The organism is Streptomyces sp. NPDC048825 (genome assembly GCF_043198355.1).
Taxonomy (GTDB): domain Bacteria; phylum Actinomycetota; class Actinomycetes; order Streptomycetales; family Streptomycetaceae; genus Streptomyces; species Streptomyces xiangluensis.
The window spans coordinates 78,399-100,827 of sequence record NZ_JBICUR010000019.1 but is presented as its reverse complement, the minus strand read 5'-3'; the positions used below and the strand labels follow the sequence as shown (position 1 = coordinate 100,827).

The following is a 22,429-nucleotide window of genomic DNA, read 5'->3' as shown; positions in this document are numbered from 1 at the left end:
CGGTGTCGGCGGGTGGATCGAGAAGGGATGGGCGACTCACTGGTGCTCCTCGTCTGTGACTGTCGCGTGCGGGCAGGGCCCCGCGCCGGGGGCCGCTCGCCGGGCGAGGAAGAAGAGGTTTGCGGTGATTGAGAAGACTTCGGCACTGGTCCGGAGAGCCCGAGCGGCGGCGGTGCCGTTCCGTCTCGCCGCGGGGTCAGCCCCTCGACTGGTCGCCACACCCTAACTCCCAGCTCACTAAGCCAGTTAGTGGTAGGGGGGTAACGTCGGTCACTACCGCTGACGTCGTGAAGGGGCAGACGGAGGCGTCGCCCTTCGGCGTCTCGCCCCAGCTGCCCGCCCAGCCTCTCGGCGCCGGCTGCACACCCGCAGTGCAGCCGGCGCCGCAGCTGCCGGGCGGCGGCGAAGCCGCAGCGGTGCCGGTTCCGGTGCCCGAATGGCAGGGGCAGGCACCATGCGGCGCCCGCCCCTGGTCAGTGGACCTGCGGTGGGTCAGGCAGCGACGGGCTGCGACGCGGGCTCGGGGGTCACCAGACGGCCGGTGCGGTGCAGGCCGTACAGGGCGGCCGCGCAGGCGAGGCCGAGCGCGCACAGAGAGACCCACGGCAGCGCCGGCATCCCCGCCTCGCGGGCCGCGTCCAGCGCGGCACCGGTCAGCAGGTTGCCGAGCGTGATGCCGACCCCGCAGATGGTGTTGTACAGCCCGTAGTGCGTGGCCACGAGACGGTCACCGGAGAGACGCACGATGGTGTCCATCTCGAAGGGGTACGCGATCATCGTGCCGACCGCGAGCAGCAGCGCGGCGAGCGTCGGGGGCACCGCGGCCAGCAGCCACAGCCCCACTCCTGACCCGGGTACGGGCACGGCGGTGGCCACCAGCAACGGCACGAACGCCAGCCCCATGATCGCCAGCCCTCGGGTCAGCGCCTGGCCGGGTTCGTACCGGGCCTTGCACCAGGCGGTCACCCTCGTCTGCCCGACGATGGTGCTCAGCCCGGAGACCGCGAACAGCACCGCCACGGCGGCCGTACCGAACTCGCCGTCACCGCCGAGCCTGCGCACCTCCAGCGGCAGGGACAGATAGACCTGGAAGGTGAGGACGTACGAGCCGATCATGGCGCCGGAGAAGAGCAGGAACGGCCGGTTGGCGAGGATGCCGCGCCACTGGGCGAGCACACTGTCCCGGCCCTGACTCTCCTTGCCCTTGGTGTCCTCGGCCCGCCGGGCGGGCAGCGCGCGGATCTGCACGACGGACAGCACCGCGAAGATCGCGGCCGACACCAGGCAGGTGATGCGGAAGTCCACCCCGGTCAGCACCATGCCCACGAGCGGGCCGAGCAGGATTCCGGCCTGGTAGAAGACGTTGAACAGCGCGAACGCCTCGACCCTGCGCTCCCCCGCGTCCGCGGCGAGATACGCCCGGACCGCCGGGTTGAAAAGCGCTCCGGCGAGCCCGGTGGCCGCCGACGCGGCGATCAGTGCGGCCAGCGAGTCGACCAGTCCGAGTGTCGCGAAACCGACCGTACGCAGCACGCATCCGGCCACGATCATCGGCTTGTAGCCGAGGCGGTCGGCGAGTGTTCCGCCGACGAGGAACATGCCCTGCTGGCTGAAGTTCCGTACGCCGAGGACGAGTCCGACGACCCAGCCGGCCAGTCCGAGGGTGCCGGACAGGTGGGCGGCCAGGTAGGGCATCAGCATGTAGAAGCCGAGGTTGATGGTGAACTGATTGACCATCAACAGCTGGACACTCCGGTCGTAGGAGCGCATCTGCGTGAGTGTCGCCTTCACCGCGAACCACCCGTCCCCGTGACCGTCTCCGAAACGGTCTCCGCCACCAGGGCGACCGGATCGGTGACCGCCGTGCAGCGGGCCCAGCGGGTGACTTCCTTCTCATCGGGACGGCCGACGACCTCCGGCTCGGGCGCCGGAGTCACGCCCAACAGCCCATGTTCGGCGCAGTATTCGTCGTCGTAGACCGTCTCCAGATAGCGCTGGGGCCCATCGGGGAAGATCGCCACGATACGGGTGCCCGGCGGGGTCGTACGCGCGACCCAGCCGGCCACCAGCGCGACCGCGCCGACACTCCAGCCACCGGTGGCGTAGTGGGAGGCGGCCAACTGCCTGCAGGCCCAGACGGATTCGCCCGGGGCCACCCAGTGCGCCTCGCTGAAGTTCTCGTACGCCACGTTGCGCGGGTAGATGCTGGAGCCGAGACCGCGCATCAGGCGGGGCCGGGCGGGCTGCCCGAAGATGGTCGAGCCCACGGTGTCCACGCCCACCACCCGCAGCTCGGGGTACAGCTGACGCAGGACACGTGAGGTCCCCGCGGAGTGGCCTCCTGTGCCGACGCTGCAGACGAGTACGTCGATGTGGCCCATCTGCGAGGCGAGTTCGAGGGCGAGCGGAGTGTAGGCGGCGACGTTGTCGGGGTTGTTGTACTGGTCGGGGCACCAGGCTCCGGGGTGTTCCGCCATGAGTTCGGCGACGCGGTCGCGGCGGGCCTGCTGCCAGCCTCCGGTCGGGTGCGGTTCGGGGACCATGTCGACGGTCGCACCGTAGGCGGCGAGCAGCCGGTTCATCGACGGTTCGAGGCCGGGGTCGGTGACCAGGGTTACGGGGTGGCCGTAGACCATTCCGGCCAGGGCGAGGCCGAGGCCGAGGGTGCCGCTGGTCGACTCGATGATCGGGCGTCCCGGCCGCAAGTCGCCGCGCGCTCGGGCCCGTTCGACCATGTGCAGTGCGGGGCGGTCTTTGATGCCGCCGGGGTTGAAGCCCTCCAGCTTCGCCCAGAAGCCGCGGTCCGGCTCGGTGAACGGCTGGGAGATCCGCAGAACGGGGGTGTTGCCGACGAGCCCCTGGAGCGTGGGGCCGGCAGGGGTGGGGTCGCTCGTGGTCAGTGAGTGCATTTCGTTCGCTCTCGTATCGATACGGATGCGTGCGGATGCTCATCTCGCGCGACGGCCAAGGCACGCCGCACGGCGGGGCGCCGAGGGCCGCCCCGCGCGGCGGCCTCTATATGCGCCACCTGCAGATGGCGGTGAGAGCGGACCGGCCACCGCTCAGCAGCAGTCTTCGCACGGCGCCAGGGGGCTGTCGTACGGGAGTTGCTGTGGCGTCCGTCAGCGACAGCGCGGTGACGGCCGTCGGCGGGACTCGAAGAGACGGCTGCGGGACGAAGGCCTGCCCGAGGCGGGGACCGTGGCAACGGTCGGGAGACTCGGACGCGTCGGGGTTCTCACCGTCGAAGCCCTCGGCGGGCGGAGGGGCTTCACTCGAGGCCGCCGCCGATCGAACGGGCGGCTCCGGCGCGTGGCGTTGATCGCCGAGGCACACCGTCAGCATGAACAGCAGGGCGCACAGCGTGCTCCGGATGAGCAGGCTCCTCCGGAGCCGACGTAACCGTGAAGCACGGGAACTGGAGAGGGCAGGGATGGGCGGCACAGGTCCTCCGCGGGGCGGCCACTGCCCGTACGGGAACACTCCCGGTCGGGGCAGGGATCAGTGGGGGGTGAGGGAGAGAGCCGTCGACCGTCCCCGCGCCACGCCGTGGGCGCTGCGCGCGGGAGGTCGGACGTGATGTACCGGTCGCCGGGAGAAGGCATGACGCGGTCTTGGGCCGAGTCCAGGAATCCCGGAAAGGGGTGGACCGGTCCGGAAGGCGCCGGCCTAGATACGAAGAACCGTGGAGTCCGCCGCTTGCGTTCTCGGAATCGTGAAGCCCCGTGCCGCGGCGGCATGGCGGGCGGGCGCGGAGCCGGGCCCCTCGTCGCCGCTCTCCGGACTCAGCGGAGACAGGCAGGGCACCGCCACATCGGGACCCTGCGAAGGCTGTCCCATCACACAGTCCGCATCGGCGTGCTGCTGTCCGTGGCCGTCGTGATGACCCTCCGGCTGCCCGCCAGTCGGCTGCGCCGACATAGCACTCGCAACGTCTACGTGTTCGACGGCGGACCCGGAATGAACGCCTGCCGCCGAGACGCCCTTTTCGGAGGCGAGGTGACTCACCGTGGCGTCAGGACTGACGGCATGCGTATACAGCAGACCGAAGAGGAACAGGCCGAGCCCCACCACACGCCACAGAGCCGCTGATGAGCGGCTCCTTGGCATACGAGATGGAGACCAGGCCGTAATCATGCCGTGATCCTAACCCGACTGCGAGGACCCGGCATGCCGTCCCAGGAGAACATCGCGTGAACCCAGCCACATGACGGCGCCAAGGTCGCCCGATAGGGCCAATTGCGCCGAATTTCTGGGGACTTCACCGTTCGCAAACGTCTTGTTCTGCCCCGCTCCACGGCCGCGGAGAACAGAGAACGGGTGGCCGGACGGCAGTGTGCACCGCCCGGCACCCCCGCTTCTGTCGCCGGGTCAGCTCTTGCCGAGCATCTTGTTCATCTGCTCGATTTCGGCCGTCTGGGCCGTGATCACGGCGTCGGCGAGCTTCATGGCGTCGCCGTACTTGCCGTCGGCCTTCTGAGCCTCGGCCATCTCGACGGCTCCCTCGTGATGCTTGATCATCATCTCGAGGAACATCTTGTCGAACTCGGCACCGGAGGACTTGTCCAGCTTGTCCATGTCCTCACTGCTCATCATGCCGGGCATGCCGGACGACATGTCGTGACCCATGTCCGACATGTCCTCGGGGACCTCCTCGCCCCACGAGGTGAGCCAGCCGGACATCGTCTTGATCTCCGGGTCCTGGGCCCCCTTGATCTTCGCGGCGAGGTCCTTGACCTCCTTTGACGAGGCGCGGCTGTCGGCCAGTTCGGCCATGTCGACGGCCTGACGGTGGTGCTGGATCATCTCCTTGGCGAAGGAGACATCCTGGCCGTTGTGATCGCCGGCCTTGGCCGAGGCGGACGCGGACGGGCTGGAGTCGGAGTTCATCGACCCCATGTCGTGCCCGCCGTCGTCGCCGCCACAGGCGGCCAGGACGAGAGCCGCCGCACCGGCGGTGACGGCGAGTGCGGTACGACGGACGAGCTTGCGCTGTGCAGTCATGGTTGAGCTCCTGCGTTCGGATCTGGTGAAAGGCATGCCGAGACGCGGCGCCGCCCTGTGTGGGCATACGGCGACGCGTGGGGCGCTCTAGATCCGCAGGAGCTGGAGTTCGGAGAGTGAGGGCGGAGCGCGACCGCCGTCGGGATCGCTGCCGACCCGAGACGCCGGCGCGTCCGCAGCACCGGCGCGGGCCACCGGGTCGGGCAGGAGCGCCGGTGCCACCGCGGGACCGCCGGGTACGGAGGCCGAAGCGCAGGTCGGATCGGCATGATCCGTGTGGCCCGAACAGCCGCCCTCACCGTGATCGCACGCGCCGGGCATCGACGCCACGACGTCCGTGTACACGACCGACACCATCCGGTCGTGCCCCGGGGCAGGGGCGATCTCGGGAACGGGCCCGAGTCCGTGCATGCCGAGCAGGCCCAGCAGCAGAGCGCATACGAGCAGCCCACAGGACCGCACCGTCGAGTGCGGTCGAGGGAGCTGTCGTAAGCGGGTCACGGGCACATCGTAGGGCGTTGAAAGTCTGGTCGGCCCGCCGCCTACTATGAGCCTACGTATTCGGTGGCGAAAGGAAGTCAGGGCGATGCGGCGGCTGGGGGATCTCGAGGCAGAGATCATGGATCGTCTCTGGACATGGAACCGTCCGGCGACGGTGCGGGAGGTCGTCGACGACATCAACAAGGTCCGCCCCATCGCGTACACCACGGTGATGACCGTCACCAACATCCTGTACAACAAGGGCTGGCTGCTGCGGGGAAAGCAGGGTCGCGCCTGGTTGTACTCCCCGGTGCGCAGCCGCGAGGCGTACGCCGCCGCGCTCATGGAGGACGGTTTGGGCGAGAGCAAGGACCGCCCGGCCGCGCTGGTCCACTTCGTCGAGAACATGTCCGATGACGAGATGGCCGCCCTGCGCAAGGCTCTGCGGACCGTGGGACGACAGGAAGGCTGAGTCGTGAACGCGGCCCCGGTCCTGGTCGGCTACACCGCAGCGGTGGGGTTCCTCGCCCCGCACCTCATGCTGCGCGGCAACTGGCAGCACCGGACCCCCGCGCTGGCGGCAGCGGTGTGGCACGCCCTGGCGGTCTCCTTCTCGATCGGGACCGCGCTGGCCGCGTACAGCCTGGCCGTGCCGGCCGAGCACCTGCACGCGGGCCTGCTGGGCCTGCTGCACACCTGCGGCGTGGACGTGGGCACGACTCGGCCCGACCCGGACACCGCGGACCGGCTTGCCGTCGGCGCCCCCGCCGCGATCGGGATCGCCCTGGTGGCGAGCTTCGTCTTCCACGTCGTACGAGCCCGCCGGGTGCGGACTGAGCACCGGGAGGCGGTCGACCTGGTGGGCCGCCGTTCGGCCCGGCTCAGCGCCACCGTCCTGCCGTACGGCGTGCCCGCCGCATACTGTCTGCCCGGCCGGGACCCCCGGATCGTGATCAGCGACGCGGCCGAGCGTGAGCTGTCCACCGAGCAGCTCGCGGCCGTGCTGGAGCACGAGCAGGCCCACATCGTGGGCCGCCACCACCTGTTCCTGGCCGCGGTGGAAGCGTTCCACTCGGTGTTCCGGTGGCTGCCACTGGCCCGGCACGCCCGGGAACAGACGGCGCTCCTGCTGGAGATGGCCGCGGACGACCGCGCACTGCGCAACCACTCCCACGAGGCGCTGGCCACGGCGATGTACGAGATGGCCACGGCCCGCACTCCGAAGGGCGCCCTGGCTGCCGGCGGCCAGAACGTCCTGATCCGCCTGAAGCGAGTCCTCGGCCCGCGCAAGGCCCCGCACCCCGCCCTGCGGGGTTCTGCGGCCGCCGCGGTCGTGACCGTGCCGCTGCTGCCGCTGCTTCTCGCCTGCCCGCCCGGGATGAGCTGACGCCCGGACTTACCAGCTCTACGTGAGGCCGCTGTGACTCGGGATCACTTGCGATGCGTAATACGAAGCTACTAAGTTCTAAACTCCCTCTATGAATGCGGCGCTGGACGCGGGCCGAGGCCCCGCCCAGCGCCGGGTCCATGGGGCAGTGCCGAAGTCGGCTGGTGTCGCCCGACGACCAGAGTCCGTCGCTCGGTCCACAGACGTGCAGAGGAGTCACTCCACGATGGGAACGCACCGTCGGCCGAAGCCGCCCAGCCGCGCCCGGATCGCCACCCTCGGCATGGCCGCCGGCGCCGTCAGCCTCCTGCCGACGCAGAGCCAGGCGGCCCCCAATCCCACGGTGGGCGAGGTCCGCAAAGAAGTGGAACGGCTCTACGAGGAGGCCGAGGGCCCCACCGAGGAGTACAACGCGATCCGCGAGCAGCAGAAGAAGCTGCAGCGCGAGGCCGACCGTGCGCAGGACCGCCTGGCCCGCAAGCAGCAGGAGATCAACGAACTGCGGGAGGAGATAGGCCCGTTGGCGGCCGCGCAGTACCGCAGCGGCGGCATCGATCCGAGCGTGCAGCTCTTCCTGTCCGGTGACCCGGACGACTACCTCGACAAGGCCCAGATGCTCGACCGTACGAGCAACCGGCAGGCCGAGGCCCTGAGGGCGATGCAGAGCAAGCAGCGCGAACTCGCGCAGGAACGCATGGCCGCCCAGAAGCGCCTGAAGGCCCTGGAAGAGACGCGCACCAAGGCCGCCAAGACGAAGGGCGAGGTCCAGGACAAGCTGGCGAAGGCCCGCAAGCTCCTCAACAGCCTGACCGCCGACCAGCGCGCCAGGATGGAAGCCGACCAGGAGCGGGACGACGCCGCCGCAGGCGCCAGCGACTCCCCGTCGACGTACAACGGCCCGGCGAGCGGCCGCGCCAAGGCCGCCCTCGACTTCGCGTACGCGCAGCTCGGCAAGCCCTACGAGTGGGGCGCGACCGGACCGAACTCCTACGACTGCTCCGGCCTGACCGGTGCTTCCTGGCGTGCGGCGGGCGTTTCTCTGCCGCGTACCGTCAAGCAGCAGTACGACGCGGGCCGGAAGGTGGCCCGGTCCGATCTGCAGCCCGGCGACATCATCTACTGGTACAACGACAACCAGCACAACGGCATGTACGTCGGGAACGGCAAGGCCATCCATGCGCCGCGGACGGGCAAGAACATCGAGATCGTTCCGCTGGACTCGATGCCGTTCTTCGCCGCCAGCAGGCCCTGAGCACCGACGCCCCCACCGCCCGAGGAACGTTTGTGACGGCACGCCCGGCCGTCCGCCCTCTGCTCTTCAAGCCATCGTGAGCTCCGGGAAACATCTACTAAGAGGCTTACAGCAATCGGGTGACGTAGGCTCGCCACCCCAAAACGGGGGACCGGAGGGGGACGCCGACCAGGGGCTTTCGTGCCGGGCGCGTCGGCGATGAAGCCGCGGTACGCAATCCCACCCTCCCCTGAACACCTTCCAACTCCGAAACGTACTAAGGGCACTAGCAGTTAATGCCCCACGCAGCACCTCGCGGTGCTCCGTACGACGAGGCGGCGTCGGCAGCGCAGGCCCCGCCGGCTCGGACGATCGGGAAGGTGAAGATGGGAATGCTCGCGCTCAGTTGGGCCATCGCGTTGGTCTCCGCGCTGGTGGCCGCCGTCAGCGCGGTCCGGGTGGTGACCAGCAGCGGCGAGACGCGGTTCTCGGCAGGCGGCGACCTACTGATGGGGCTGTGCATGGCGGCCATGGCTCTGCCCGCGACGGTTGGCTGGTACGCGGGCTACGGCATGTGGTGGTCAGTGGCCTTCGGCCTCCTCGGGCTCGGGGCTGTGGCGATGGCGGTCAAGCACACGCGCTCGTCCGGGTGGAAGCATGGCCGTCACTGGGTACACCTCATCGTCGGCAGCTTCGGCATGGTGATCATGACGCTGGCCATGACGAGCACGTCGTCCGGTCCGGTGCTCGCGCTGGGCAGCGGGCACTCCATGGCGCACATGCCGGGCATGGAGAACACGGCGAGCGCGCAGGGCACAGCGGGCACGCACGAGATGGAGGGCATGGAGTCCATGGATGGCATGGAGGGCATGGGTTCCATGCCCGGGATGGGATCCATGCACGGAATGGACATGCCCGGCATGACGCATGCCGCGGCTGGCGCCGGTTCCTCCGACGGGTCCGGTTCCGTATGGCGGTTCGTGATCGCGGCTCTCGCTGCCTACTTCCTGCTGTCGATCGGCGCGTCCGTGTGGGCCAGGGTCCGGGGCACCCGGCGAGGCGGCCGGAGTGCCGGCTCCCGGGGAGGCTGGGTCCGCTGGCTGCTCGCCATGCCGGACACCGTGCTCGTCTATCTGGCGTCGTTGACGCTCTCGGTGTGGGACAAGACCAGCATGGGCCGGCGATCGGGCCACGGACGGCGCCGCAAGCTCGGAGCCGCGCCGGACGCGGCGCTGGCAGCGCATATCGGCATGGGCGGGACCATGTCCGCGATGCTGCTGATGATGGTCGCGTGAAAGCCGGTCTGGTCGTCCGCGACCGGTGAACGCCGCGACGGGACCCGCGCGGCCCCGTTGCCGGCATCAGCATCCGTCGCACGGAGTGGATTCAGCACGGACCCGCACGGCTCAGCAGGAGCCCATATCGCTGAGTGCGGGCACCCGCGAAGCCGTTCGTGTCCATCACCCGGGACGGAGACAATGGACATACGCGATCCCCGCGCTCGGGCGGCCTCGGACTCCGTTTCCCCCAGCCACAGGCCGCGTACGGGCGCCCGTCCGAAGGGGCCGGTCCGATGTCGCATCCACACCTCCGCAGGCGCACCGCCCCGTTGGCGCTCGGAGCAACAGCCGCCCTGCTGCTCGCGACCGCCTGTTCCAACGGGGACGAGGAACCCGCCTCGACCTCACCCAGCATCACGATGGAGAACTTCGCGTTCAGCCCGGCGAATCCGGAAGTGGGGCCCGGCGACAAGATCACCGTGGTGAACGAGGACTCCTCCGCTCACACCGTCACAGCCGCGAAAGGCGACGCCTTCGACACCGGGAACATCGCCGGCGGAGATTCCGGGTCGTTCACCGCCCCCTCCCAGGCCGGTCGATACGCCTTCGTCTGCACCCTCCACCCGAACATGACAGGCACTTTGATCGTCCGCTGAGCCGACAGGAACCTCGGTTGGCGCCCATCCCCTCCACGGATCTGAGCGCGGCGGGGCCCACATGGCATCAGAGCCACAGCCATGGCCCCGCACCCTGCCCGACGCTGGCGCCTCCGGCGCCCGCTGCCCCTCTCCAGCGGTTGTGGAGCAGTCACCGGACACGACAAGCCGCAGACCCCACCCCGTACACCGAGCGGCAGGGGCGGCTCGAGGCAGTCGGCGGCACTCTCCCCACCGGCCGTCCGCAGAGGCTTGAAAACACCCTCGCATGTATACCCCCGAGGGGTATATAGTTCTCGACCGTGAGCCCGAGGACGGGCCGCTATCGAGGGGAATGGGGATGAAGGACATGGACCACAGCGCTCACCACACCGGCACCACGCACGACCCGGCCGCCCACGAGGGCCACCACGGTCATGCCGACCACACGATGTCCCACGGCGCGCACGGGAGAGTGTCCTGGGCCATGGCGGCGAAGGCGACCCTGCACTGCCTGACCGGGTGCGCCATCGGCGAGATCCTCGGCATGGTCATCGGCACCGCCCTGATGTGGGGCAACGTGCCGACCATGGCCCTGGCGATCACGCTGGCGTTCCTGTTCGGCTACTCGTTCACGCTGTTCGCCGTACGCCGGGCCGGCCTGGACTTCAAGACCGCGATCAAGGTGGCCCTCGCCGCCGACACCGTCTCCATCGCCGTGATGGAGATCGTCGACAACACCATCATCGCCCTCACCCCGGGCGCGATGGACGCCCACCTTTCCGACGGGCTGTTCTGGTTCGCTCTCCTGGGCGGATTCGCGGTCGCCTTCCTGATCACCACGCCCGTGAACAAGTGGATGATCGGCCGCGGCAAGGGCCACGCCGTCGTCCACGCCTACCACTGAAAACCTGCCCCACACACGCGCCGCCCGGGACACCCCACAGCACAGGGGGTATCCCGGGCGCGCGTGTGTGGGGCACCACCGCACCACCCTCTCCGGGTGGAACTGGCCCGTCGGCTGCGACTGCAGAAGAGCACCGTCAGTCGGCTTGTTGGGCAGCCGACCGCCCGCGGCCGGGTGGAACGCGCCCCAGCCCCCGACGACGGCCGCGGCGTCGTCCTGCGCCTCACCGCCTCAGGACAGGAATCCGGTCAACCGGCCGGTGCACCAGAAGCTCCGCCGACAGCGGCAGCGCGACTGGCGGGCATCCGGTGACCAGCACCGGCTTCCACTCCAGAGCCGGTGGCGCCGATGTTCACGGTCGGCGACACCGCGTTGCCCCACACAAAGGCGGATCACTCAGCGTGAACCGGCGAGCCGACCGCACCAGCATCATTCCTCGCCCGGCACCAACCGCAGCGAAACCGAGTTGATGCAGTACCGCTGGTCCGTCGGCGTCGGGTAACCCTCGCCCTCGAAGACGTGGCCCAGGTGGGAGCCACAGCGCGCGCACCGCACCTCGGTCCGCACCATCCCGTGCGAATGATCGGAGACAAGTTCCACGGCATCCGAGTCGCGTGCATCAAAGAAGCTCGGCCAGCCGCAGTGGGACTCGAACTTCGTGTCGGAGGTGAAGAGTTCGGCGCCGCAGGCGCGGCAGGAGTAGACGCCCTTCGTCTTGGTGTCGGTGTACTCGCCGGTGAACGCGGGCTCCGTGCCGGCCTGGCGCAGGACCGTGTACTCGGCCGGGGTCAGCTCGGCCCGCCACTGCTCGTCCGGCTTTTCGATGTCGTACGACATGAAGCTCAGTCCCTCACTTCGACTGGAGGCGGTCCAGGATCCGCGGGCCCAGGTCGGTCACGTCACCCGCGCCCATGGTGAGAACGAGATCGCCCGGCACGGCCATTCCCGCGACCACGGTGGGGGCGTCCGCCTTGTCGTGCACCGGCGTCACCTCCGCGCCCGCCGCCCGTGCCGCGTCGACGATCAGCTCGCTCGTCACGCCGGGGATCGGGTCCTCACGCGCCGGATAGATGTCGAGGACGATCGACGCGTCGGCCAGGGACAGGGCCTGGCCCATCTCCCGGCCCAGTTCCTGGGTGCGGGAGAAGAGGTGCGGCTGGAAGACGACGAGGATGCGGCCGGAGGCGCCCGCCCGCATGGCCTCCAGGTCGGCGGTCATCTCCGTCGGGTGGTGCGCGTACGAGTCGATGACCTGCACGCCCGCCGCCTCGCCCTTGAGCTGGAGACGGCGCTTGACTCCGGTGTACGCGCCGAGCGCCCCCGCCAGTTCCGCCGCGGGGACGCCGAGCGCGACGCCCGCCGCCAGCGCGGCCACCGCGTTGCCCGCGTAGTGCCGGCCGGGGACCGAGACCGTGAAGGTCAGCTCCTCGCCGTCCAGCAGGACCGTGACCTCGCTCTTGAGGCCGTGCGGCACGATCGAGACGATGCGTACGTCCGCGTCCTCGGCCTCGCCGTACGTCACGACCCTGGGCCCACCGGAAACTCGCGACGTCAGTTCCCGCGCGCCCTCGTGGTCCGCCGAGATCACCAGTGTGCCGCCGGGCACGATACGGCCCGCGAACGTCTCGAAGGACTCGTAGATCTCGTCCATCGAGGCGTAGTTGGCGTGGTGGTCCAGCTCCACGTTCAGCACGATGGCCACCTCGGGCGCGTACTTGTGGAAGCTGCGGTCGCTTTCGTCGGCCTCGGCGACAAAGATCTCGCCGTCGCCGTGCAGCGCGTTCGAGCCGGGGGCGTCGAGGTCCCCGCCGATCGCGTACGAGGGAGCCAGGCCGAGTTCCGACAGCGACACCGCCAGCATGGACGTGGTCGTCGTCTTGCCGTGCGTACCCGCCACCGCGAGGGGCCGCAGTCCCTCCATCAGCGAGGCGAGGGCGTCCGACCGGTGGACCACCGGGATCCCGAGCTCGGCGGCCCTGGCCAGCTCCGGATTGTCCGCACGGATCGCGGAGGACACGACCACGCACGTGGCGTCATCGGCAAGGTGCTCGGCAGCGTGCCCAATGTGCACGGTCGCGCCCAGCGCCCGCAGCGCCTCAGCCGTCGCGGACTCCTTGGCATCACTCCCCGCCACCTTGGCCCCACGCTGAGCGAGAATCTTCGCGATCCCCGACATCCCGGCCCCACCGATCCCGATGAAGTGCGGTCGGTCCATGGCGGTAGGAAGGCCGGCTGCCATGCGTGTTTCTCCCAAAGGTGCGGTACGACAACGGTTCGCGCCCACTCTCGGGCGCGCGGCCCCAGCCTATTCTGTGCCGCACTTGCCCACCGGCGGGAGGGGACGTGGGCCGGTGCGTCATATGCCCGTCGCGCAGGTTCTGTCTCAGGTAACCCGCCCTGTGTACCAACACCGGGCCGTATGCCCACCCTGCGACGGGCTGACGCACCGGCCCACGGCCCCGCACCCACCACCCACCCAAGGGGCGCGGGGCTGTGACAGCAGCGGCTCCGCCGCGGGGCGCGACCAGCCACGACGGGCTCGCAGTCAAAACACGAACCCGGCCCCCACGGCGCTCCCATCCCCAGCCCAGCGCCGGCGTTACACCTTGCTGTGCGAGAACAGCTTCAGCACCGGCACCCCCACCTTGTGCCGAGCCCGCGAGGCCCAGTCGCGGTGGAAGAACTCCTCCACGTAGTGGGGATCGGTGAGCACGATCACCTCATCGGCGTCGGCCTCCTCGACAAGGGACTTGAGCGAATCCAGTGGATGGTGCTCGATCAACCGCCCCACCGCCTGCGCCCCCGCCGCCCGCAGGGCAACCAGCGAGACGTCGAGGGCTCGCTGCCCCTCACTGACCGCCTGCTCACCGGCGGGAGCCTCCAGCTCGCGCGCCGCCTCGTCCAGCGAGCCGAGCGCCACGTCGTCGATGGCTCGCAGCAGCCGGGCCGCCTGCTCGCCGCGGGGCTGGAGCAGCACATGGAAGGCCACCTCCTCGTCCCCGTGCAAACCGGTGACGAACTCCACGTCGGCGGACGTGAGGGCCTTCTCGATCATCAAAACGCTTGTGAACACGACAGACGCCCCTTCTCCTCCGAGGGCCGTCGTTGGCCCTGCCTCCTCCGTGGACCCGTTTCCAGGCCCGCGAAAATCATCCTGCCCCGTACCCGTACGGATACCGCGGGAACTAGTGTGCCCTCGCAAGCAGAACCGGAACGATCAACTCCGGTGCGTCACGCCCGACGGTATCGACTGAACAGGAAGCCGGCCTCCTCCAGCAGGGACGTCAGCTCGAACCGCCTGGGCACCGCCACCCGAGGCCCTCCGGCGATGCGCTGCGCGTCCCCCGCCGTGAGCATCGGCGAGACCGCGAGGCACAGCTCGTCGAGTACCCCCGCCGCGACCAGCTGACCGAGCAGCCGCGGCCCGCCTTCGGTCAGCAGCCGGTGCAGACCGCGCTCACCCAGGGCGCGTACGGCCCGGGCGGGGTCCACACCCATGCCGTCCCCGGCGATCACCACCTGGACGCCGGCCTTCTCGGCGGTCGCGATCCGGTCGGGAGCCGCCGCGGCTCCCGTGAGCAGCAGCGTGGGCACCAGCGGCGAGGTGAACAGCGGCAGCGTGAAGTCCAGTTCGAGGCTTGCGCTCACCACCGCGATCGCGGGCGCCGGGCCCTGGCCTGCCGCTTCGCGGAGCGCGGCGAAGTCCTCACGCGCGCGTGCGGGCCGGTACCCCTCCTTCCGTACCGTCTCCGCACCGACCAGCACCACATCCGCGAGCCCCCGCAATGTGCCGAAGATCCGCATGTCGGTGGCGCTGGAGATGGGCTGTGAGCGGCCGTCGTGCTGGGCGGCGCCGTCGAGCGTGGAGACCATGTTGGCCCGCAGCCAGGGCTCACGGCCACCAGGACCGTGCTCGGGATACGCATAGGCCGCGGCCAGCTCGGCCAGGCTCCACTCGCGGTCCGCGTCGCCCCCGGAGGGCGCTGTCTCGTCGGTCACAGGGAACAGGCGTCGCATATCGGCAGTGTGGCACGCCCCGTAGAGTGAGTAAGCGTGTCCACTTCCACCGCAGCCTCCGGGACCGGCCCGAGCGCCGATGCGACCCCGCTGTCCCTGTGCGCCCGCGAGCCGCACGTCCCCGCGGACCGGCTGGTCGCCGAGATGGTGCCGCCGCCGCGTTTCGACTCGGTCCGCTTCAGTACGTACATCCCGGATCCGAACCAGCCCAGCCAGAGCGAGGCCGTCAGGGTGCTCGACGGCTTCGCGACCGGGCTCGGCGGGGCGCACACCAGTGGTGCGGGCAGGCGCCGCTGGTTCTCCCGCAAGCCGGAGGCCCGGCCTGCCGGCCCTCGCGGTGTCTACCTCGATGGCGGCTACGGCGTCGGCAAGACGCACCTGCTCGCCTCGCTGTGGCACGCGACCCCGGCGGAGCCCACGCTCAAGGCCTTCGGCACGTTCGTGGAGCTGACGAACCTGGTCGGCGCGCTCGGCTTCCAGCAGACCGTGAAGACGCTGTCCGGTCACCGTCTGCTGTGCATCGACGAGTTCGAGCTGGACGACCCCGGCGACACCGTCCTCGTGTCCACGCTGCTGGGCAAGCTGGTCGAGGCGGGCGTAGCGCTCGCGGCCACGTCCAACACGCTGCCCGGCAAACTCGGCGAGGGCCGGTTCGCGTCGGCCGACTTCCTGCGGGAGATCCAGGGGCTTTCCGCGCACTTCCGCGCGCTGCGCATCGACGGCGAGGACTACCGCCACCGCGGGCTGCCCGAGGCCCCGGCGCCGTTCTCCGACGAACAGGTCACCAAAGCGGCGTACGCCACTGAGGGCGCCGCGCTCGACGACTTCCCGCACCTGCTGGCGCACCTCGCCCGAGTGCACCCCAGCCGGTACGGCGCACTGACCGACGGCCTGAAGGCGGTGTGCCTCACGGATGTGGGGCCGGTCCCGGATCAGTCGACCGCGCTGCGGCTCGTCGTCTTCGCCGACCGGCTGTACGACCGCGAAGTGCCGGTCCTCGCTTCCGGGTCGCCCTTCGACCAGTTGTTCAGCGAGGAGATGCTGAAGGGCGGTTACAGGAAGAAGTACTTCCGGGCCATTTCCCGGCTCACCGCGCTGGCCCGCGACGCGAAGCCGTTGGTGGAGAGCTGACTCCTGGGAACTCTCACCGGCCCCTTCAGGTTCTCTTCAGGGTGAAACGCTAAGTTAACCCTGCAAACAACTTCACGCGTTAGCTTGGTTGTTGACGTGAGAAGCCTTGACCGGAGAGCGGCTGAGAGGGGGCGCATGTTACGAGGCACGACGGCCCGAACGCTGTACTGCGTACTCGCCGCCGTCCTACTGGCCCTGCAGCTCTTTGCTCCCACCGTCTCCGTCGCGTCCGCACACCCGAGGACCGAAACCGCGGCCGACGCCAAAGCCTTCGGCTGCGGCGAGGGCAAGCATCTCAACGCCGAGACGCCACCCCTGAGGGTCCGCGACCGGCAGCGCTCCGCGGACTCCGCCCAGGAGAATCCGGCGCGCGCCCTGTGCGCCCGGAATCCCGCGGCCGAGCACGGGAACACGGCACACGCCGTGGCCGCCGAGTCGCTCCGTACGAGCAGATCGTCAAGAGCCCACTCCACGGCGGTACTTCAGGTCTTCCGTTGCTGATCTGACCGCCGGGAACGAACCGTTCACGACCCACCCTCACCACGCCACGTCTGCCGAGCGCGCGACGTGGGGGTCGTGCCGACGTGCCCGCATGCGCTCTGTCTCGTCAACCGACGTGCCGTCACGGCACGCCAGGTACACACCGACGCGCCCTCATGGCGCGCCAGGAGGAACTGACACATGCAGCCCCTCATCGATCACGCACGCTCCTTCCGCAAGCAGTCGGCTGAGCGCCCGGAGGAGTTCGCCCGCCTTGCCGAAGGCCAGTCCCCGCAGGTGCTGTTCATCACCTGCTCCGACTCGCGGGTCGTCCCGGCCCTGATCACCGGAGCCCGGCCCGGTGAACTCTTCGAGCTGCGCACCGCGGGCAACATCGTGCCCCCGTACGCCTCCGAGCAGCCCACCAGCGAGGCGGCCACCATCGAGTACGCGGTGGAGGTCCTCGGAGTCGACGACATCGTCGTCTGCGGCCACTCCCACTGCGGTGCCGTCGGCGCCCTGGTCCGCGACGAGGACCTGACCGCCGTACCCGCCGTCCGCGACTGGCTCGCGCACGCAACACCCAAGCCGACAGGCACGGTTGAGGACCCGACCGTCACCGACGCCGTTCAGGGCCACGTACTCACCCAGCTGCTGCGCCTCCGCTCGTACCCGTGTGTGGAGCGACGCCTGACAGCGGGTCAACTACGCCTGCACGGCTGGTTCTACGAGATCCACACCGGCTCCGTACTGACCCACGACGCCCAGTCCGACCTCTTCACGGAGCTCTGAGGGCCACCATGCGCAACAAGTACCCCTATCTGCGGCAGGATTTCGCCGCCTCCCTCGTCGTCTTCCTCGTCGCCCTGCCACTGTGCGTGGGCGTCGCCGTCGCCTCCGGCGTACCGGCCGAACTCGGCCTGGTCACCGGCATCGTGGGCGGGCTCGTCACCGGATTCCTGCCCGGCAGCAGCCTGCAGGTCTCGGGTCCGGCCGCCGGTCTGACCGTGCTGGTCTTCGAGGCCGTACGCGAGTTCGGGCTGCCCGTGCTCGGTGTCATCGTGCTGGCCACCGGACTGATCCAGCTCCTCATGGGCGCCCTGAAGTTGGGGCGTTACTTCCGGGCCATCTCGGTGGCCGTCGTCGAGGGCATGCTGGCCGGCATCGGGCTCGTCCTGATCGCCGGGCAGCTCTACTCGGCGGCGGGCGTGGAGGCCCCGGCCTCCGGTCTGGCCAAGCTGGCCGGACTGCCGGGGCTGCTCGCCGACTCCACCGGATCCGCCGAGGCGCTGGCCTCGCTCGGTCTCGGGGCCGGCACGATCGCCGTACTCGTCCTGTGGAAGCACCTGCCGAAGCAGGTGCGCACGGTGCCCGGGGCGCTCGGCGCGGTCGCGCTCGCCACGATCGTGGCGCTGGTGTTCTCGCTGCCCGTCGCGACCGTCGAGGTCCAGGGCCTGCTCGACTCGATCCAGCCGCCTGGGCTCGACGCCTTCGGTGAGCTGGCGAGCGTGGGCCTGCTCGGCACAGTCGTGGCCTTCGTGCTGATCGCCTCGGCGGAGTCGCTGTTCAGCGCCGCCGCCGTGGACCGGCTGCACGACGGACCGCGCACCGAGTACGACAAGGAACTGATGGCGCAGGGCGCGGGCAACACCGTCTGCGGTGTGCTCGGCGCGCTGCCGATGACCGCGGTGATCGTGCGCAGCTCGGCGAACGTCCAGGCGGGCGCGCGGACGAAGGCGTCCCGTGTGCTGCACGGCGTGTGGCTGCTGCTGTTCGCGGCGCTGCTGCCCGCGGTGCTCGCCTACATTCCGCTGCCGGCGCTCGCGGGCATCCTGGTGCACGCGGGCTGGAAGCTCATCCCGCTGCGGGGGATCGCGTCGATGTGGCGTGATCACCGGGGCGAGGCCCTGATCCTGTGCGTCACGGCCGTGTCGATCGTCGCGGTGAACATGTTCGAGGGCGTCCTGATCGGGCTCGGCCTGGCCGTCGCCAAGACGGCCTGGGAGGCCTCGCACATCAAGCTGGAGGTCATCGACAAGGGAGCGGGTCCGGTCCAGGCGTACCTGTCCGGCAACGCCACCTTCCTGCGGCTGCCGAAGATCCTCGACAACCTGGAGGCGCTGCCCCAGGACCGGCCGGTGGAGCTGGACCTGTCCGGACTGCACCACTTGGACCACGCCTGCCGTACGGCCCTGGAGAACTGGGCCGAGCGGCACAGCGCGACCGGAACCGAGCCGGTGAAGGTCAACGCACCGTAGCCGACCCTTAACACCCCGCGAGCAGACCTGGTCCGAGGCTCGACCGGAGCCTCAGACCAGGCATATTGTGAAAAGAGCGACATAAGACTACGTAAGCGACGCCTCGAACGACAGGGCCTCGACCGGCAGGGGGTCGTCATCATGCTTGAGGAGTTGCTGGCCGCGGGCGTGGCGGCCGGGAGCGCGGGGCTGGTGTACCTCGCGGCGGCGGCACGGATCGTCAGGCAGTACGAGCGGGGTGTCGTCCTGCGGCTCGGGCGGCTGCGCGGTGAGCCTCGACCGCCCGGGTTCACCATGATCGTCCCCGCGGTCGACAAGCTGCACAAGGTGAACATGCAGATCGTGACGATGCCCGTGCCCGCCCAGGAGGGCATCACGCGGGACAACGTGACGGTGCGGGTCGACGCGGTGGTCTACTTCAAGGTCATCGACGCGGCCAACGCGATCATCCGGGTCGAGGACTACCGCTTCGCGGTCTCGCAGATGGCGCAGACCTCACTGCGTTCGATCATCGGCAAGAGCGACCTCGACGACCTCCTGTCGAACCGCGAGAAGCTCAACCAGGGCCTGGAGCTGATGATCGACAGCCCGGCGGTGGGCTGGGGCGTGCAGGTCGACCGGGTCGAGATCAAGGACGTGTCCCTGCCGGAAACAATGAAGCGGTCGATGGCCCGGCAGGCCGAGGCCGACCGGGAACGCCGGGCCCGGATCATCAACGCCGACGCGGAACTCCAGGCCTCGAAGAAGCTGTCGCAGGCCGCCGGGGTGATGGCCGAGCAACCCGCCGCACTCCAACTCCGACTGCTGCAAACGGTCGTGGCGGTCGCCGCCGAGAAGAACTCGACGCTGGTGCTGCCGTTCCCGGTGGAGCTGCTGCGGTTCCTGGAGCGGGCGCAGCAGCCCCAGGCCTCTCCAGCCCTCGACGACCGGGGAGAGCCCATGGCTCCGCCGACTGCCCCGACTCCCCCGCCACCCGGGCCGCCTGACGACCTGTCACCACCCGTGTCGCGCGACGATCAGTGAGACGCCACGCTACGCGCGTGGTTCACGCGGCCCCAACCGCGTGGTACACACGTGCGGTCACAGTCCTGTCCGCCAACAGGAAGGCCGCCCCATGTCCGCCACACGACGGCAAGTACTCGCCCGCACCGGTGCCCTGGGAGCGGGCATCGCGTTCTCCGGTGCCCTGTCCGAACTCTTCGCCGGTACGGCCACCGCGCTCGGCCACTCCGGATACGGCCCCCTCGTCCCCGACCCCAAGGGCCTGCTCGACCTGCCGGAAGGTTTCCGCTATCGCGTGCTGTCCCGCGAGGGCGACGAACTCCGCTCCGGCGAGGGCAAGGTGCCGGGCAACCACGACGGCATGGCCGCCTTCGCCGGACGTTCCGCGGGCAGGCACTCAGGCCGCGTCCACCTGGTCCGCAACCATGAGAACCGCAACACCGCGACGCTCGCCGTCCCGACGGTCAAGGGGCTGACGTACGACCCGATGGGCAAGGGCGGCTGTACGACGCTGACGCTCGACGAGCACGGAAAGGTGCTCGGGGAACGGGTCGCCATCGCCGGTACCGCCGTCAACTGCGCGGGCGGGCCGACCCCTTGGGGCACCTGGCTGACCTGCGAGGAGAACGAGGACAAGGCCGGCACGAACGGCTACACCAAGGACCACGGCTTCATCTTCGAGGTCGACCCGGCGGATCCGTACCGCACGGGTGCCGTGCCGCTCACCGCGATGGGCCGCTTCCAGCACGAGGCGATCGCCGTCGACCCGAAGCGCGGCATCGTCTACGAGACCGAGGACGCCTTCGAGAAGCCCTTCGGCCTCTTCTACCGCTTCCTGCCCAACAAGCCGGAGGGCGGCAGGAGTTCACTCCGCGCGGGCGGCCGGCTCCAGGCGATGCGCGTGCCGGGCGTCCCGGACCTGTCCACGATCCAGGAGACGGGCGCCACGTTCGACGGCATCGAGTGGGCGGACGTACCGGACCCGCTCGCCGCCCAAACCCCCATCCGCCTGCAGGACTTCGGCCCCAAGGGCATCACCCACGCCCAGAAACTGGAGGGCTGCTACTGGGGCGGACGGAGCGTGTACTTCGTCTCGTCCTTCGCCCACAGCGCCGAGGGCTCCGCCGCCGACCACTACGGCCAGATCTGGCGCTACGACCCCGCCGCCCGCCGCCTCACTCTGGTGATCGTCTTCGGCCCCGACACCGACGTACAACTCCCCGGCGAGTCCCCCGACAACATCGCCCTCGCTCCCACCGGCGGCCTGATGGTCTGCGAGGACGGCGAGGGCGCCCAGCACGTGTACGGCGTGACGCGGCGAGGTGAGGTGTACGCGATGGCCCGCAACCGCCAGAACATCGGTACGCCCGAGCAACCCGAATGGGGCGAGTTCGCGGGCGTCACCTTCTCCCCGGACGGCAAGACGATGTACGTGAACTGCTATCGGCCCGGGACGACGTTCGCGGTGACGGGGCCCTGGCGTAGGTAGTCCCTCCGCGCGGTGCCGAGCGCGGGCCGTCGGCGGCTTCAACGACGAGCTGCCGGACCGTGGACGCGGCGTCAGGCCGGGCGCGTTCGATGTTCTTGTCCGCTGGACCGCAGCAGTGCGGCTCCCGTGGGAGTCAGGGTGTGCAGGACGGCCGGCCCGTGGCGGCTGCTGATGAGAAGGCCCGCATCGCGCAGGACGGCAGTGTGGCGGGTGGCGGACGCCGCGGAGACGCCCGCGGCGCGGGCCAGTTCGCCGGTCGTGGCACCCACCGCGGTTGCCTGGAGAATGACGGCGCGTGTCGCGCCGAGGAGCGCGGAGAGCGGGGCCCGTGGCTGCTGGGCGCCGTCATCGTCGATGCGAGGGGCCGCGGAGCGCAGCGGGTATGCGAGGACGGGCGGGAGGCCGGAGTCGGCCAGCGACACCGGGGAGCCCCAGCAGAAGTACGAGGGCACGAGCGTAAGGCCGCGCCCCTGCAGATACAGATCGCGGTCCTCGGCGTAGTCGACCTCCAGTGTGGGACGCCGCCAGCGCATATACGGCCCCAGCCCGGCCAGGAGCCCGTCGGTGCCGCCGTCCAGCAGGGCTCGGGCCCGGGCGGAGCGGTCGGCGTCGATATGTGCCTGTATGTGATCACTGTGGGGAAGAATGGCAACGTCGTAGTAGGTCCGGATCACTTGGACGAATTCGTTGCGTTTCCCGTTGTCGGCTAATCCCAGGGCCCAGGCAGGAGCACCGCTCACCCGGTCCAGGATGCTCAGTTCACGCAGCACCCGTCGGCGGGGGGTGCCGAGGATCGCTTCCAGGCCGGCGTCCAGGCCTTCGGATGCTTCGCCCGGCGTGAGGAAATCCGGGAAATAGGTGCCCCTCGGATAGAGGGGCAGCAACACGTCGCGGACGGCGGGTGCAAGGCCCTTGTCGTGCAGATCCGCGCGAGAAGTCCGATGCCAGTCGGCGTACGACCATAGACCTCGGCGGCTTTGGAAGCGGAGCAGGCTGAAGAAGACCTCCCAGAGCGGATCCGGTCTGGACGCGACTTGGACGCGCGCGAGATCGGAATCCGTGAAGTGGATGCGGAGCATTCAATTCCCCTCATTCACCAGGGCTTTTGCACTCAGGCGCAAAAGTATG

At 69.8% G+C, this 22,429-nt stretch carries 22 protein-coding genes; 13 read left to right on the top strand and 9 right to left on the bottom strand.

Going from position 1 to position 22,429, the window contains the following annotated elements; genetic code table 11:
- Positions 1–492 precede the first annotated feature (492 nt).
- From ACGFNK_RS36180 to ACGFNK_RS36165, 4 genes are all read right to left on the bottom strand, one after another.
- Positions 493–1,770: an MFS transporter gene (locus ACGFNK_RS36180; RefSeq protein WP_393422861.1), complete on the bottom strand. Its 1,278-nt coding sequence runs from the start codon at positions 1,768–1,770 to the stop codon at positions 493–495.
- Positions 1,771–1,787: 17 nt separating this feature from the next.
- Positions 1,788–2,909 (bottom strand): PLP-dependent cysteine synthase family protein, encoded by a 1,122-nt coding sequence (locus tag ACGFNK_RS36175; protein WP_393422859.1) that lies wholly within the window; start codon positions 2,907–2,909, stop codon positions 1,788–1,790.
- Positions 2,910–4,371: 1,462 nt separating this feature from the next.
- Positions 4,372–5,004, bottom strand: coding sequence for a DUF305 domain-containing protein (locus ACGFNK_RS36170; protein ID WP_386345139.1), 633 nt, complete (start codon positions 5,002–5,004; stop codon positions 4,372–4,374).
- An 87-nt stretch (positions 5,005–5,091) separates the two neighbouring features.
- Complete coding sequence (locus ACGFNK_RS36165; RefSeq protein WP_393422857.1) at positions 5,092–5,505, bottom strand: DUF6153 family protein; 414 nt, start codon at positions 5,503–5,505, stop codon at positions 5,092–5,094.
- Between the two features lie 85 nt (positions 5,506–5,590).
- On the opposite strand from ACGFNK_RS36165, the gene ACGFNK_RS36160 reads away from it, so the two are divergent.
- The 7 genes from ACGFNK_RS36160 to ACGFNK_RS36130 all read left to right on the top strand — a co-directional run bounded on the left by ACGFNK_RS36160 (position 5,591) and on the right by ACGFNK_RS36130 (position 11,236).
- On the top strand, positions 5,591–5,956 hold the full coding sequence (locus tag ACGFNK_RS36160) for a BlaI/MecI/CopY family transcriptional regulator (RefSeq protein ID WP_393422855.1): 366 nt from the start codon (positions 5,591–5,593) through the stop codon (positions 5,954–5,956).
- 3 nt (positions 5,957–5,959) lie between these two features.
- Complete coding sequence (locus tag ACGFNK_RS36155) at positions 5,960–6,871, top strand: M56 family metallopeptidase (protein ID WP_393422853.1); 912 nt, start codon at positions 5,960–5,962, stop codon at positions 6,869–6,871.
- Between the two features lie 226 nt (positions 6,872–7,097).
- The gene (locus ACGFNK_RS36150) at positions 7,098–8,123 is read left to right on the top strand and encodes an NlpC/P60 family protein (protein WP_393422851.1); all 1,026 of its coding nucleotides are present in this window, start codon (positions 7,098–7,100) and stop codon (positions 8,121–8,123) included.
- A 371-nt stretch (positions 8,124–8,494) separates the two neighbouring features.
- The gene (locus ACGFNK_RS36145) at positions 8,495–9,397 is read left to right on the top strand and encodes a DUF5134 domain-containing protein (protein WP_393422849.1); all 903 of its coding nucleotides are present in this window, start codon (positions 8,495–8,497) and stop codon (positions 9,395–9,397) included.
- A gap of 278 nt (positions 9,398–9,675) precedes the next feature.
- Positions 9,676–10,038: a cupredoxin domain-containing protein gene (locus tag ACGFNK_RS36140; RefSeq protein ID WP_393422847.1), complete on the top strand. Its 363-nt coding sequence runs from the start codon at positions 9,676–9,678 to the stop codon at positions 10,036–10,038.
- A 349-nt stretch (positions 10,039–10,387) separates the two neighbouring features.
- Positions 10,388–10,924 (top strand): DUF4396 domain-containing protein, encoded by a 537-nt coding sequence (locus ACGFNK_RS36135; protein WP_393422845.1) that lies wholly within the window; start codon positions 10,388–10,390, stop codon positions 10,922–10,924.
- 63 nt (positions 10,925–10,987) lie between these two features.
- The gene (locus ACGFNK_RS36130; RefSeq protein ID WP_393422843.1) at positions 10,988–11,236 is read left to right on the top strand and encodes a MarR family winged helix-turn-helix transcriptional regulator; all 249 of its coding nucleotides are present in this window, start codon (positions 10,988–10,990) and stop codon (positions 11,234–11,236) included.
- A 117-nt stretch (positions 11,237–11,353) separates the two neighbouring features.
- On the opposite strand, the gene msrB is transcribed toward ACGFNK_RS36130, so the two are convergent.
- The 4 genes from msrB to ACGFNK_RS36110 form a co-directional block, all read right to left on the bottom strand.
- Positions 11,354–11,761, bottom strand: coding sequence for a peptide-methionine (R)-S-oxide reductase MsrB (gene msrB, locus ACGFNK_RS36125; RefSeq protein WP_393422841.1), 408 nt, complete (start codon positions 11,759–11,761; stop codon positions 11,354–11,356).
- A gap of 13 nt (positions 11,762–11,774) precedes the next feature.
- Positions 11,775–13,163, bottom strand: a complete 1,389-nt coding sequence (gene murC, locus ACGFNK_RS36120; protein WP_393422839.1) for a UDP-N-acetylmuramate--L-alanine ligase — start codon at positions 13,161–13,163, stop codon at positions 11,775–11,777.
- A gap of 360 nt (positions 13,164–13,523) precedes the next feature.
- Positions 13,524–13,997: an indole-3-glycerol phosphate synthase gene (locus ACGFNK_RS36115; RefSeq protein WP_386356077.1), complete on the bottom strand. Its 474-nt coding sequence runs from the start codon at positions 13,995–13,997 to the stop codon at positions 13,524–13,526.
- Positions 13,998–14,155: 158 nt separating this feature from the next.
- Complete coding sequence (locus tag ACGFNK_RS36110) at positions 14,156–14,941, bottom strand: pyrimidine reductase family protein (RefSeq protein WP_393422837.1); 786 nt, start codon at positions 14,939–14,941, stop codon at positions 14,156–14,158.
- A gap of 36 nt (positions 14,942–14,977) precedes the next feature.
- Here ACGFNK_RS36110 and zapE point away from each other — a divergent pair, with 36 nt between their 5' ends.
- From zapE to ACGFNK_RS36080, 6 genes are all read left to right on the top strand, one after another.
- Positions 14,978–16,072, top strand: coding sequence for a cell division protein ZapE (zapE, locus tag ACGFNK_RS36105; RefSeq protein WP_393422835.1), 1,095 nt, complete (start codon positions 14,978–14,980; stop codon positions 16,070–16,072).
- Positions 16,073–16,207: 135 nt separating this feature from the next.
- Entirely contained in the window at positions 16,208–16,573 is a 366-nt protein-coding gene (locus tag ACGFNK_RS36100; protein WP_393422833.1) for a hypothetical protein, read from the top strand.
- 180 nt (positions 16,574–16,753) lie between these two features.
- The gene (locus tag ACGFNK_RS36095; RefSeq protein ID WP_393422831.1) at positions 16,754–17,344 is read left to right on the top strand and encodes a carbonic anhydrase; all 591 of its coding nucleotides are present in this window, start codon (positions 16,754–16,756) and stop codon (positions 17,342–17,344) included.
- An 8-nt stretch (positions 17,345–17,352) separates the two neighbouring features.
- Positions 17,353–18,810, top strand: a complete 1,458-nt coding sequence (locus ACGFNK_RS36090; RefSeq protein WP_393422829.1) for a SulP family inorganic anion transporter — start codon at positions 17,353–17,355, stop codon at positions 18,808–18,810.
- Positions 18,811–18,951: 141 nt separating this feature from the next.
- Positions 18,952–19,833 (top strand): slipin family protein, encoded by an 882-nt coding sequence (locus ACGFNK_RS36085; protein WP_393422827.1) that lies wholly within the window; start codon positions 18,952–18,954, stop codon positions 19,831–19,833.
- Positions 19,834–19,924: 91 nt separating this feature from the next.
- Positions 19,925–21,301, top strand: a complete 1,377-nt coding sequence (locus ACGFNK_RS36080) for a PhoX family protein (RefSeq protein WP_393422825.1) — start codon at positions 19,925–19,927, stop codon at positions 21,299–21,301.
- Positions 21,302–21,372: 71 nt separating this feature from the next.
- On the opposite strand, the gene ACGFNK_RS36075 is transcribed toward ACGFNK_RS36080, so the two are convergent.
- Positions 21,373–22,380 (bottom strand): ArsR/SmtB family transcription factor, encoded by a 1,008-nt coding sequence (locus ACGFNK_RS36075; protein ID WP_393422823.1) that lies wholly within the window; start codon positions 22,378–22,380, stop codon positions 21,373–21,375.
- Positions 22,381–22,429: the final 49 nt, after the last annotated feature.

Coding starts and splice junctions, on each gene's coding strand:
- ACGFNK_RS36180 (WP_393422861.1), bottom strand. CDS start 1,770: ATGCGCTCCTACGACCGGAGTGTCCAGCTGTTGATGGTCAATCAGTTC.
- ACGFNK_RS36175 (WP_393422859.1), bottom strand. CDS start 2,909: ATGCACTCACTGACCACGAGCGACCCCACCCCTGCCGGCCCCACGCTC.
- ACGFNK_RS36170 (WP_386345139.1), bottom strand. CDS start 5,004: ATGACTGCACAGCGCAAGCTCGTCCGTCGTACCGCACTCGCCGTCACC.
- ACGFNK_RS36160 (WP_393422855.1), top strand. CDS start 5,591: ATGCGGCGGCTGGGGGATCTCGAGGCAGAGATCATGGATCGTCTCTGG.
- ACGFNK_RS36150 (WP_393422851.1), top strand. CDS start 7,098: ATGGGAACGCACCGTCGGCCGAAGCCGCCCAGCCGCGCCCGGATCGCC.
- ACGFNK_RS36145 (WP_393422849.1), top strand. CDS start 8,495: ATGCTCGCGCTCAGTTGGGCCATCGCGTTGGTCTCCGCGCTGGTGGCC.
- ACGFNK_RS36140 (WP_393422847.1), top strand. CDS start 9,676: ATGTCGCATCCACACCTCCGCAGGCGCACCGCCCCGTTGGCGCTCGGA.
- ACGFNK_RS36135 (WP_393422845.1), top strand. CDS start 10,388: ATGGACCACAGCGCTCACCACACCGGCACCACGCACGACCCGGCCGCC.
- msrB (WP_393422841.1), bottom strand. CDS start 11,761: ATGTCGTACGACATCGAAAAGCCGGACGAGCAGTGGCGGGCCGAGCTG.
- murC (WP_393422839.1), bottom strand. CDS start 13,163: ATGGCAGCCGGCCTTCCTACCGCCATGGACCGACCGCACTTCATCGGG.
- ACGFNK_RS36110 (WP_393422837.1), bottom strand. CDS start 14,941: ATGCGACGCCTGTTCCCTGTGACCGACGAGACAGCGCCCTCCGGGGGC.
- ACGFNK_RS36100 (WP_393422833.1), top strand. CDS start 16,208: ATGTTACGAGGCACGACGGCCCGAACGCTGTACTGCGTACTCGCCGCC.
- ACGFNK_RS36095 (WP_393422831.1), top strand. CDS start 16,754: ATGCAGCCCCTCATCGATCACGCACGCTCCTTCCGCAAGCAGTCGGCT.
- ACGFNK_RS36090 (WP_393422829.1), top strand. CDS start 17,353: ATGCGCAACAAGTACCCCTATCTGCGGCAGGATTTCGCCGCCTCCCTC.
- ACGFNK_RS36085 (WP_393422827.1), top strand. CDS start 18,952: ATGCTTGAGGAGTTGCTGGCCGCGGGCGTGGCGGCCGGGAGCGCGGGG.
- ACGFNK_RS36080 (WP_393422825.1), top strand. CDS start 19,925: ATGTCCGCCACACGACGGCAAGTACTCGCCCGCACCGGTGCCCTGGGA.
- ACGFNK_RS36075 (WP_393422823.1), bottom strand. CDS start 22,380: ATGCTCCGCATCCACTTCACGGATTCCGATCTCGCGCGCGTCCAAGTC.